The sequence below is a fragment of the Candidatus Desulfatibia sp. genome, from assembly GCF_036446775.1.
In the GTDB taxonomy this organism is placed as follows: Bacteria; Desulfobacterota; Desulfobacteria; order Desulfobacterales; family UBA11574; genus Desulfatibia_A.
Map to the genome: position 1 here is coordinate 1 of NZ_JAZFTO010000147.1, position 12,252 is coordinate 12,252.

Annotated in this window: 9 protein-coding genes; 6 read left to right on the top strand and 3 right to left on the bottom strand. The window is 51.2% G+C overall.

Going from position 1 to position 12,252, the window contains the following annotated elements:
- The 5 genes from fdnG to hmcC all read left to right on the top strand — a co-directional run.
- Positions 1-2,969, top strand: a 2,969-nt coding sequence (gene fdnG, locus V3S16_RS07375) for a formate dehydrogenase-N subunit alpha (protein ID WP_413884029.1), incomplete at its 5' end; no start/stop codon positions are given.
- A 3-nt stretch (positions 2,970-2,972) separates the two neighbouring features.
- Positions 2,973-3,623, top strand: coding sequence for a 4Fe-4S dicluster domain-containing protein (locus V3S16_RS07380; RefSeq protein ID WP_413884030.1), 651 nt, complete (start codon positions 2,973-2,975; stop codon positions 3,621-3,623).
- 78 nt (positions 3,624-3,701) lie between these two features.
- Positions 3,702-4,589, top strand: a complete 888-nt coding sequence (locus V3S16_RS07385; protein WP_413884031.1) for a formate dehydrogenase accessory protein FdhE — start codon at positions 3,702-3,704, stop codon at positions 4,587-4,589.
- 177 nt (positions 4,590-4,766) lie between these two features.
- On the top strand, positions 4,767-6,380 hold the full coding sequence (gene hmcA, locus V3S16_RS07390) for a sulfate respiration complex hexadecaheme cytochrome HmcA (protein WP_413884032.1): 1,614 nt from the start codon (positions 4,767-4,769) through the stop codon (positions 6,378-6,380).
- A gap of 87 nt (positions 6,381-6,467) precedes the next feature.
- Complete coding sequence (gene hmcC, locus V3S16_RS07395; RefSeq protein WP_413884033.1) at positions 6,468-8,687, top strand: sulfate respiration complex protein HmcC; 2,220 nt, start codon at positions 6,468-6,470, stop codon at positions 8,685-8,687.
- Positions 8,688-8,724: 37 nt separating this feature from the next.
- Here hmcC and hmcD read toward each other — a convergent pair whose 3' ends face one another.
- The 3 genes from hmcD to V3S16_RS07410 all read right to left on the bottom strand — a co-directional run bounded on the left by hmcD (position 8,725) and on the right by V3S16_RS07410 (position 10,438).
- Positions 8,725-8,856 carry a sulfate respiration complex protein HmcD gene (gene hmcD / locus V3S16_RS07400; RefSeq protein WP_413884034.1) on the bottom strand — a complete coding sequence of 44 codons (132 nt, stop codon included), beginning with the start codon at positions 8,854-8,856 and terminating at the stop codon, positions 8,725-8,727.
- Between the two features lie 141 nt (positions 8,857-8,997).
- Positions 8,998-9,855 (bottom strand): heterodisulfide reductase-related iron-sulfur binding cluster, encoded by an 858-nt coding sequence (locus V3S16_RS07405; protein ID WP_413884035.1) that lies wholly within the window; start codon positions 9,853-9,855, stop codon positions 8,998-9,000.
- A 16-nt stretch (positions 9,856-9,871) separates the two neighbouring features.
- Entirely contained in the window at positions 9,872-10,438 is a 567-nt protein-coding gene (locus V3S16_RS07410) for a 4Fe-4S dicluster domain-containing protein (RefSeq protein ID WP_413884036.1), read from the bottom strand.
- 485 nt (positions 10,439-10,923) lie between these two features.
- On the opposite strand from V3S16_RS07410, the gene V3S16_RS07415 reads away from it, so the two are divergent.
- Positions 10,924-12,252: 4Fe-4S dicluster domain-containing protein (locus V3S16_RS07415; RefSeq protein ID WP_413884037.1), on the top strand; the 1,329-nt coding region annotated here is incomplete at its 3' end.

Below are 12,252 nucleotides of genomic sequence, written 5' to 3' on the forward strand. Positions count from 1 at the left end.
TGAGCCTTGGCTTGGACTTGAGGCCGGTACAGTCTTATGCCGCCGGCTTGAAGATCCTTACAGCCAAGGAGACGACCACCATCTGTCCTTACTGCGCCGTTGGATGCGGCATCATTGCTCACTCCAAAAAGAGCGGCCGGCTTCTCAACACCGAGGGCGATCCCGACCATCCCATCAATGAAGGATCGCTGTGTTCCAAGGGGGCGGCTCTTTTTCAGATGACGGAGAACAAGGCCCGCATGAAAAATCCTCTTTACCGGGCGGCAGCAAGCGACGAATGGGAGGAGATTGAATGGGAAGATGCTATTGAGATGATCGCCGAGAGGGTCAAGAAAACCCGCGACGCCACCTTTACCAAGAAAAACGCCAAAGGGCAGGTGGTCAACCGCACCACCGGCATCGCCCATGTGGGCTCGGCGGCCCTGGACAACGAAGAATGCTGGGTCTTACAGGGTATCATGCGCGCCCTGGGTCTGGTCTATATCGAACATCAGGCTCGTATCTGACACAGCGCGACTGTTGCGGCTCTGGCAGAGTCGTTCGGACGCGGCGCCATGACCAACCACTGGATCGACATTCGAAATTCCGACTGCATCCTGATCATGGGATCCAATGCAGCCGAAAACCATCCGATTTCCATGAAGTGGGTTAATGCGGCTATGGATAAAGGGGCCAAACTCATCAGCGTTGATCCCCGCTTTACGCGTACATCATCAAAAGCCGACATATACGCACCCCTGCGGTCGGGTACCGACATCGCCTTTTTGGGCGGCATGATGAATTACATTCTAACAAACAGGAAATACCACAAGGAATACACAGCCAATTACACCAACGCCAGCTTTATCGTGGGACCCGAGTATGGTTTCAAAGACGGCCTTTTTGCCGGCTTTGATTCCCGGAAAAAGAAGTACGACAAGTCCAAGTGGGCCTTTGCCAAAGATTCCAAGGGCGTGCCCAAGCGGGATCTGACCCTCAAGGACCCGCGCTGCGTTTTCCAACTGATGAAGAAACACTACGCGCGCTACACCCCGGGAAAGGTTTCGTCGATCACCGGCACTTCTGTTAAGGACCTCAAGCGGGTGTGGGGAACTTACGCCAAAACCGGGGCCGTGGATCAGACCGGCACCATCATGTATGCTATGGGCTGGACCCAGCACACGAAGGGTGTGCAGAACATCCGTATGATGGCTATGATTCAGCTCGTTTTGGGCAATATGGGACGGCCCGGGGGCGGGGTCAACGCCCTGCGCGGGGAGTCCAACGTGCAGGGGTCCACCGACCACTGCCTGCTGTATCACATCTGGCCGGGCTACCTGAAAACGCCCAGGGCATCCAATGTTTCACTGGAGGCTTATAATAAGAAGTGGACTCCCAAGACCAATGATCCCATCAGTGCCAACTGGTGGCAGCACACCCCCAAGTATTCGGTCAGTTTCCTCAAATCCATGTTCGGCCAGGCCGCCACCGCCAAAAACGATTTCGGCTATTCCTGGATGCCGAAGTTGGATGACGGTGTAGCGTATTCCTGGCTGGACCTGTTCGACGAGATGTACAAAGGGACCATCAAAGGCTTTTTTGCCTGGGGGCAGAACCCGGCCAGTTCCGGGGCCAACGCCAACAAGAATCGCAAGGCCATGGCCAAGCTGGACTGGATGGTTAACGTCAACATCTTTGACAGCGAAACCGCCGAATTCTGGAAGGGTCCCGGGATGAACCCCGAGGAGATCAAGACCGAAGTTTTTTTCCTGCCGTGTGTCACCAGTGTGGAAAAAGAGGGCTCGATTACCAACTCGGGCCGCTGGAGCCAGTGGCGCTACCAGGCCGCCAAGCCGCCCCGAGGCTGTAAGCAAGACGGCCAGATTATGGTGGAGCTGTTTGCCAAAATCCGCGAACTGTACAAAGACGGCGGCGTATTCCCGGAACCGATTCTAAACATGCGCTGGGACTTCGTTAAAAACGGCAAGTATGATGCCCACGCCGTGGCCAAGCTGATCAACGGCTACTTTGAAAAGGATACTACCGTAAAGGGCAAGTCCTTTAAGAAGGGCACCCTGGTGCCGTCTTTCGCCTATCTAAAGGACGACGGTTCCACCAGCTCGGCTAACTGGCTCTACTGCAACTCCTACACGGAAAAGGGCAACATGGCCGCGCGCCGCGGAAAGAAAGACCCCACCGGTATGGGGCTGTATCCCGAATGGTCCTGGTGCTGGCCGGTGAACCGGCGCATCATTTACAACCGCGCGTCGGTTGATCTTAACGGCAAGCCCTGGTCGAAAAACAAGAACATCCTGGAATATAAAAACGGCAAATGGGTGGGGGACGTGCCCGACGGCGGCTGGCCGCCCATGGTGAATAAAGCCAAGACCAGGCGGCCCTTTATTATGAAGCCCGACGGTGTGGCTTCGGTCTTCGGTCCCGGTCGGGCCGACGGACCTTTCGCCGAGCATTACGAACCCATCGAATGTCCGGTGCCGAAAAACCTGATGTCCGGCACCTACACCAATCCCGTGGCAGTGGTTTATGCTACGGACGCGGATATCTACAAAACCAACGATCCGCGCTACCCCTTTGTGGCCACGACCTACCGGCTCTCCGAGCACTGGCAGACCGGTGTGCTTACCCGCTGGCAGCCCTGGCTCCTGGAGACCCAGCCGCAGAATTTTGTGGAAATGAGCAAGGAGCTGGCCAAACTGAGGGGCATCAACAACGGTGACATGTGCAAGGTCTCCTCGGGCCGCGGTGAAGTGGAAGCTGTTGCCATGGTGACCGGCCGGTTTAAGCCCATGACCATCATGGGAAAGACCGTTCACCAGTTAGGTCTGCCCTGGTGCTTCGGATGGGTATATCCCGAGAACGGCGGAGATTCGTCCAACCTGTTGACGCCGTCCGCCGGTGATCCCAACACTAGAATTCCGGAGACCAAGGCCTTTATGGTCAATCTGGAAAAAAGCGGGAAAAGGAGGTAAGTCATGGCTGGTAAATTTTTCTTAATAGACACGACCCGTTGCATGGCCTGCCGCGGCTGTCAGGTGGCCTGCAAGCAGTGGAACAAGCTGCCTGCCACCAAAACGAAGCAGTACGGCACCTACCAGAACCCTCCGGACCTGGACGGTAACACTTACCGCGTGGTGCGCTTTGAGGAGCATCCCTCCAAGGAGAACTCCGTGGCCTGGTATTTTTTCACGGAAGCGTGCCGCCACTGTCTGAAGCCGCCTTGCAAAATAAAGGCCGACCAGATCAAAAAGGGCGCCATTATTGTGAACGACTTTGGGGCGGTTCTATTTACCAAAGGGACCAAGGAGCTGCAAAAAAGCTTCAAGGTCATCAAACAGGCCTGTCCCTGGAGTATTCCCACCTGGAGCAGCAAGCAGAGGAAGCTGGTCAAGTGCCATATGTGCTTCCAGCGCGTTGAGGCCGGGCTTGAGCCGGCCTGCACCAAAACCTGCCCCACCGGAGCGCTTAACTTCGGTGATGAGGCCCAGATTAAAAAACTTGCCAACGAGCGTTTGACAGCGGCCAAGAAAAAATTCGGCGGTAGGGGTGAAATTCTGGACCTCGAGGATGTTCGGGCACTATATCTGGTAATAGATGAACAAATTAAATATCGTCCGGTAGCATAAACGGGCTTGGGGGCTCCAGCCAATGCGGAGCCCCCAGTTTTTTTGACATTATGAGATCTTGAGTTGTTAAGAAGGTCGGTGAAACAAGGCTCATCCATGGCCCCAAATCTGGAAGATATCGACGCCAAGGTAAAGGCGATTTCAACACGTAATCCGGTGTATGCCGAAGTGTCTCAGTGGGTGGGGGATCTTTTGGCGGCAACAGTGCGGGCGTCTGCCACGTTTCGTCCGCCGGAGCTGAGCCTTGACCCCCAGCGCCTGCCCGAGGCTTGGTCCCAGGGAAAATCGTTTTTGGATCCGGGAGAATTGTCCCTCGACTGGCAGCAGGCCAGAGTTTTATATAAGCAACTGGTGGCAATGGTCAAAGCCGGTAAAGACGGGCCCAGACAGGTTGAGGGGTTGCTGCAGGCGTTGGCTGAGGAAGAGGGCGGCACGCCCAAGCTGATGAAAGCTGCGTTGACTTCCGATATCGAAGCCATCGAAACCGCGGCCCGGGAACTAGCAGTTGATCCGCCGGTGCTGACGCTCCTTCTGCGATTGTCAATGCGACCTGCGCTTTTGGAAGTTGCTCGAGCAGTTCAGAATCTTTTGGACCTCAGCCAGTGGAACCATGGCCATTGTCCGGTGTGCGGGTCGGCGCCCAAACTGGCTGATCTTTCCGGTGAGGGCGGCAAGCGGACGCTGCACTGCACCTTGTGTGAAACCGCCTGGCCTTACATACGCCTTCAATGCCCTTTTTGCGAAAATGATAACAGCGACGACCTGAGCTATCTGCGGGCCGAGAGTGAAGAGGGGCTGCGCGTGGATCTTTGCAGCCGCTGCGGCCAATACCTTAAGACCATCGATTTGCGTGAACTGTCCGGCCCCATAATCGTGCCCCTGGACGACATGGCCACGTATCATCTCGACCTGATCGCCCAGGAAAAACTGGAGGATAATACCGCCGGTAAGTCCCGGGCCATTTAGCGCCGATATCGTATTTCACCGTTTTACTACCCACCTGAAACAATTTCCGAAACCAAAGGCATGGAACTGCTCATACAGGACTTGCTCGATGATAAAGCCGGGATGGAGAGATATCCACTATGACACGTTTTAATCCAGAGAATTAGATGCTTGATAATAGGCAAGGATAACAAAACTATGGAGCAGGAAAGATCGTTGCGAACACGGGCTGGAATCGCAGCTGCAGTTGTCTTCTTGTCAATCTACGGGATGGGTGCTTTAAGGGTTGAAGCGCTTTCAAATCCTTCCGATCAGTTCGCATCTTACCTGCTCAGGCCCGATGTGATCACTATTGATACGTTGACGGTCTTTGGGAAACTTGAAAGGCCTCCGGTTGCATTTCTACACGACAAGCATACCGATACCCTAAAAAAGAAAAACAAAGACTGTATGACCTGCCATCTGTCTGAAAACGAACGCCTTTCTCCCAAATTCAAGCGGCTTGAGGATACCGGCCGCAAAGCGGTGATGGATATTTACCATAACAATTGCATCACCTGCCATGCGGAGATGCGTGCTGCCGGAGAAAAGGCCGGTCCTATTGTCTGCGGCCAATGTCACCCGAAAAAACCTTTGATTATGTCTTCCGGGGTCCCCATGAGTTTTGACAAATCGCTTCATTATCGCCACTCCACGGCCCAGAAGGACAAGTGCGAGCGCTGCCACCACGAGTATGACCCCCAAAGCCAAGAGCTGGTTTACGTCAAAGATAAAGAGGGCACCTGCCGTTACTGTCATAAGCAAAAGACCGAGGTGCTGGAATCAGAAACGCGGATTTCCATGCGGCTGGCCTCGCATGTGGCCTGCATCGATTGCCACCGCAAGACCCTGGCCAAGGACATGACCGCCGGCCCGGTCAGGTGCAGCGGCTGCCATGATATCGAGCAGCAAATCAAGATCGAAAAGGTTGATAAGGTTCCCAGAATGAAGCGCAACCAGCCCGATGTGGTTTTGATCAAAACCAACGACAAGGAGGGTCTTAAAAACCGGATGTATCGTGTGCCCTTTAGCCACAAGGCCCACGAAAAATATAATGATACCTGCCGGGTATGCCATCATGCCGATTTGAAATCATGTGTCAGCTGCCACAGCCTGGAAGGCAAAAAAGAAGGAAACCATATCATGCTCGAACAGGCCATGCATCAGCTGGACTCCAAGCTGAGCTGCATTGGCTGCCATAAGACAGTCCAGCAAGATCAACGGTGTGCCGGCTGCCATGCGTTTTTGGCGAAAGGCCGCAAGCAGGCATCGTCTTACTGTATGAAATGCCATATGGCCCCGCCTCCGGAAAGTACGGGGGTTTTGAATCAGGCCGGAGAAGCCCGGCTGGCCCGCATGATACCTGAAATATGGCAGGCCATTTTCGGCATTAGCTATGACGTTGATATGCCGGAGAAGGTTGTCATCAAAGAGTTGGTGGACCGGTACGAGCCGGTTGAATTTAAGCACCGGCAAATTATTCAGGAAGTGCGGAAAAGGATTAACGGCAGCAGTTTGGCGGCCTATTTTCACCCGTCAGAGGCTACCTTATGCCAGGGGTGCCATCATAACAGCCCTACAGCCGGCAAACCGCCCCGATGCGCAAACTGCCACGGAAAGCCGTTTAAAGAAAGATATCTGTTCGTACCGGGATTACGAGGTGCCTATCACCGGCAATGCATGGGATGCCACGACCAAATGGGCATTGAAAAACCCGTCAACGTGGAGTGCGCCGGCTGCCATGTTGAAAGAAAACTACCAAATAGGCATTGAAAAACCTGCCAACGTGGAGTGCGCCGGCTGCCATATTGAAAGAAAACAATAGCAATACACGGCTGTAGTTTTATTGAGGAGCATCAGATGTCCATATCGCGTAGGAAGTTTCTGGGATGGATCGGTGCAGCAGGTTTGAGCACTGCGTTGGGCAATACTGCCGGGGCTGCTTCGAGCGAGCGCTTTAAAGGATATCCTGACAGTGTTGGTGTTCTGTACGACAGTGGACTGTGTATCGGATGCCGGAGGTGTGAAGAAGGGTGTAACACGGTCAATAACCTGCCGCCGCCGGAAAGGTCTTTTAAGGATTTATCGGTGCTGGATGAAAAGCGGAGAACCACGCCAAAAGCTTATACGGTGGTGAACCGGTACGACAGTTCCAAAGAGCCTTTGTATCGTAAAATTCAGTGCAATCACTGTCTTGAGCCGGCCTGTGCATCAGTATGCTTTGTAAAAGCCTATACAAAAACAAAAGAGGGTGCCGTGATTTACGATGAATCCGTCTGTGTCGGCTGCCGGTATTGCATCATCGCCTGTCCCTTTGAGATTCCGACGTATGAATACGACAAGACTCTGACGCCGCGGATCATGAAATGCACCCTGTGCTATCCTCGGATTATCAAGGGCCTGCTGCCCGGCTGCGTGGCGAGTTGTCCGACGGAGGCCCTTAGCTTTGGAAAGCGAACGGATCTGATTCGCATTGCCCGGGAGCGGATCCGCAGATATCCGGATCGATATGTGGATCATATCTACGGCGAACACGAGGTGGGCGGGACAAACTGGCTGTATCTTTCCGAAGTACCATATAAAGCGCTGGGTATGCGGGAAGATCTGGGGGTTACGCCCGCACCCGCGCTGACCGCCGGGGCTCTGGAGGCTGTTGCGAAGGTGATAGGCTTGGGGCCGGTTTTGCTTACCGGGGTTTATGCCGTGACCAAACGAAGCGAGAGCGTGGCAGCGCTGGACAAAAAATCGGCTGTTGCGGCTGCTCTGGAGAAAGCCGGCGAGGGAGCACAACAGAAGTTTTCAGAAGCCTTGGCCAAGGCTGAAAAGGATAAAGAACGAGCCATCGATAAAGCCGTAAAGGCCGGCGTTGAAGAATCCGGCAGAACGAAAACCCAGGAGGACTCCTCGATGCCCCCAGACTCTACCGCCGCCGAAGAGACATGGGCAACCCCGTTTAACGTTATTGCGGGGATCATCATTGCCGTCGGTCTTATTCTTACGGTCAGACGATTCACGGGGGGATTGGGTGCGGTAACCAATCTTTCCGACTACAATCCGTGGGGAATATGGGTCGGTTTTGACCTGCTTGTGGGGGTTGCCCTGGCTGCGGGAGGATATGTGACCTCGGCAGCGGTTTATATTTTGGGGATGAAACGCTATCATTCGGCGGTAAGGCCGGCGATCTTAACCGGATTTATTGGATATGCACATGAGCTTTTCGTGTTTATTTATGATGTCGGAAGACCATGGCGCATGCCTTACCCTTTTATCGTGCAGCCGGGAACGACATCGCTTCTTTTGGTAGTGGCGGCCTGCACGGGGCTATACCTTACGGTTCTTTTTATTGAATTTTCACCGGCGGCCCTGGAGTGGCTCGGACTGAAAAGAGCCCGCAACTTTGTAGTTCGATTGACTGTGGTTTTGACTATATGCGGCGTTGTGATTTCCACCGTGCACCAGTCATCGCTGGGGGCCCTTTTCCTGATTGCACCGTCCAAACTTCATCCGCTCTGGTATTCACCCTATCTGCCGATTTACTTCTTTATCACCAGCATCATTGCCGGACTCTCTATGGTAATCTTTGAAAGCACCCTGGTCTACCGCTATTTTAAACATAAAATGGATGCAGCATACCTGAAGGAGAAGAATGATGTGGCCCTGGGATTCGGAAAAGCCGCTGCATTTGTTTTAGCGGGCTATTTCGTCATCAAAGTTTTCGGGATATCTGCCGGAAACAACTGGCATTATCTTGGGACCGGATACGGCATCTGGTATCTTGTGGAGCTTTTAGGGTTTGTGGCCCTGCCGGCTTTACTTTATGCGGTCGGGGTTCGGGAAAAAAATCTTAACTTGATAAAGTGGACATCAGTTCTGACCGTACTGGGCATTATCGTCAACCGCCTTAATGTCAGCCTGATTGCCTTTAACTGGCAGCTGCCGTCGAGTGAGCGCTATTTTCCCCACTGGATGGAAATCGCAATTTCAATTTTTATTTTTACCCTCGGCCTGCTTGCGTTCAGGTTTATCGTAACCCGGATGCCCGTTTTATATGAACATCCGGATTACCGCGAATCTCACTGATTAAGATGGACGACCCAAGTTTGAATTAAAGCCCTGATTATTCATCATCTTTTTCAGTTAGAAAGTTCCAGAATCCAATGAATCCTAACAAGGCCGGCAGCATTAGAATATAAGTGATATTTTTAGTGTGTGCCATAAAATCATGTAGGGTATGAAATGCAACATCCATATGTTATTACCTCCTCTTTATAGACAAAGCTTGTTGCTTATCAGTAACAGCAAAAAAACGAATTTCAAAAAACAAAATTCCTTCCAGCCGAAGATTGACGCCGAGGTGGCGGAAAAAGAGCCGTTTATGGATGGAAACTAATTATTGTATCAGACCCTTTGATCTCAAAACCGGACTCGGATCCACAAGATGTTTTGAAAACCACTCCTGATAATCATCAGTTCCCAGTGCCAGGGAAAAAATCTCCGTGAAGTGCAGGGTCGGGACCATCGGTTTTACGGTGGGACGTATTTCCAGATTCATATGGCACATTGCACAGGCCGTAATGATAAAATCTGCACCTGCATCTTTGGCACCGCGAATAATTTTGTTTGCTATCGGTGTTATAACATCAGGCCGGGTAACGGAAAGGAAAGTGCCGCAGCATTGTGTGGCAAAGGTCCATGGTAAGACGGTGGCTCCTAAGGAAGCAAGAATTTTTTCCATCAGGCCGTAATAATTTTTATCGTGACGTAATGACGGCGGACGCCACAGCATACACCCGTAGTAGATTACGCATTTTAGCCCATTTAGCTTTTCGACCAGGTCTTTGGTAAAACTCAAAAGATCTTTTCTATCCAAAAGTTCAAAATAATGCTGAATTTGAAGTTTGGGATCGACCGGTCGGCCCCACGTTTCTTCGTACCTGATGCGGGCTTTTTCATCATTTTCCAAATGATACTGAGCTTCGCGCAGCCGCAAAAGGCAATTCGGACACGCGACTATCAGCGGCCGGCCGGCCGGTGCCAGAGAAAGATTGCGGTTTGCCAGGTCAAAAGCAAGTTCCGGATCGAGGCTGTGGGCTGATGAACTGCCGCAACAGCTCCAATCATCAAGCTCCACCAGGTTGATGCCGAGCCGGTTGAGCAAGTTTATAAGCGAAAGATTATTTTCAGTTGCAGTGGAATCGAGGGAACAACCGGGGAAATAGGATACTTCGATTGTAGGCTTCATATTCATTACCAACTCCGTTCAGTTAAGGCTTAAATGTTTTTCGAACTTCATCGATAGCTTTAACCTTTGAGGGCCTAAAATGCAGCTTCCGTTTGGCAAACATTTTGGTGCCCACCACAAAGTCGCTAAACAAGTCCAATTTACGGGCCTTGTATCGCATCATAATTTCCAGCTTGTGGGTTCTTCCGTGACGCTTGATTGTATGCAAAACGTCCTTGTGGAAATTTAAGATGTCCGGTTCAGCCAAAGCGGCTCCTTCTTTGATTGCTGTTTGGCGCAGGGCGTCCATGACGGCGGCCATATCGATTGCCATGGGACACTGAACAGAGCAGGTATTACAGCCGACACAGAGCCATATGGTCGAGCTTTCCAGGGCTTCCTTTCTAAAACCCAATTGAACAAGACGTATTATGTGGTTCGGCGGGTAGTCGGTCGCCATGTGAAAATGACATCCGCCGGCACAGCACCGGCAATGGAGACACCTGCTAATGTTTACCCCGGATTGCTGTTTGATCTCGGCAACAAAATTCAAATCCAGATCCTTTGTTTTTATGGGGTCTGTGATTGAAGTCTGTTGGTTAGTTTCCATGGTGTCATTTGATTCCTTTTTCAGTGCAACGGTATTTAAAGCAAATATCCTTTTTTGTTTATGATCGTTTCCCTAAGGGGGTTTTCTATGATATTTGACCATTCCATAGTCCCCTAAACGACCACATAAACTGGTACAATCCAGCATCTTTGTCAAGCAAATATTGCGGAAATCGCGGAGTTTTCAGCAAGGCGCTGTATGAATTCGCTTCCATGAATGATCAGATTCAAAAGCGTCTACTTTTTGAGAGTATTGGGAATTGATGGGAAAGAACAGCCTCATTTAGCTCAAAATCCGTAGAAAAATTTGTGTTGAAAAAGCAATTCCATTGTGTTACTTACTCGACCGTTTCAATTCACGACCGTTTCAATTCACGGCATGAAAGCCTAAAGTGGATGCAGAATAATCAAGCAATTCTCGTTACTATCCGGCGTTTTGCTAAATAGCTTTTCGCTTTTTTTTGCGAAATGAAAGAGACTTGGTAAATGGTTTTTCTTACACTTTTTTATATCTCATTTGCTGTTTTCGTCCTCGGTCTGGTTTACAAAATTTCCACCTGGTTTTCCCGCAAAATAGGCATTGGAGCTAAAGGTTTCACAACCTCAGAGAGAGTTTCTGCGGCTGTCAAAGGGCTTGTGGGCGTCGTTTTCAGTGAAAAAATCCTGACGCTTATCAAGGTTTTTTTTCTTGATGTGCTTCTGCAGACCAGGATTCTAAAAGAGGATTTTACGCGCTGGTTGATGCACATGCTCATCTTTGGCGGTTTTATGCTCCTGTTGCTCATGCATGCCCTTCAAAGGCTTGTATCGGAAGCCATCTTCAGCAATTACTATGCTACGCTCAACCCCTTTTTTTTCTTAAGAAGTCTTTTCGGCATCATGATTTTTATGGGGGTGGGGATGGCCATTTACAGGCGGTTCATTAGCAAAGTGCCCCGTCTACGGACCAAAAGGGTGGATCATTACGCCATCATTATACTGGCGGTTATTTTGATCTCGGGAGTCCTTTTGGAAGGAGTAAAAATCACCTCCATGACTGCGTATCAGAACCATGTGGACGATTATGCCGACATGGAGGAAGATGAAGAATTCGAAGCGCTTGAAAGCTACTGGGTGCAGTATTACGGCGTGGTTTCCCCGAATTTAAAGCCCCCCTTTGATGAGGAGGTATTGGCTCAGGGTCAGGAGATCGACGAGGAGAGCTGCCTGGACTGCCATTCGCGATCCAAGTGGGCTTTTAGCGGATATGCGGTCGCCCAAATTATCAAACCAATGGCTTTTGCGCTGGATCAGGCCGGAGCCGTCACGTTTCTGTTGTATATCCACTGGCTGGCCAGTTTTATCGGCCTGGGTTATCTACCTTTCAGCAAAATGTTTCACATTTTTTCGACCCCTGCAAGCCTGCTTGTCAATGCGGTTATGGATAAGGAAACATCAAATCCTGCCAACATCGTAACGCGTCAAGCCATGGAACTGGATGCCTGCATGCGCTGCGGGACGTGCAGTTTGCGTTGCTCGGCGGCGGCGGCCTTTGATGCCAGGGGTAATGAATATATTCTGCCGGCAGAAAAGATGACCTTTCTCAAAAAACTGGCGACCGGCAAAGATCTCGGTCAAAAGGTCATAGAGGCGATACAGGAAGGTGTTTACCTTTGCACGAATTGTGATCGATGCACGGTGGTTTGTCCGGCCGGGATCAATCTTAGGGAATTGTGGTTCAATGTAAGGGAGGATCTGGTTCAAAGAGGATATCCGGAACCGTTAGTCCTTTCACCGTTTTCCTTTTACCGCGGTTTGCAGCGAGAGAACATCTCC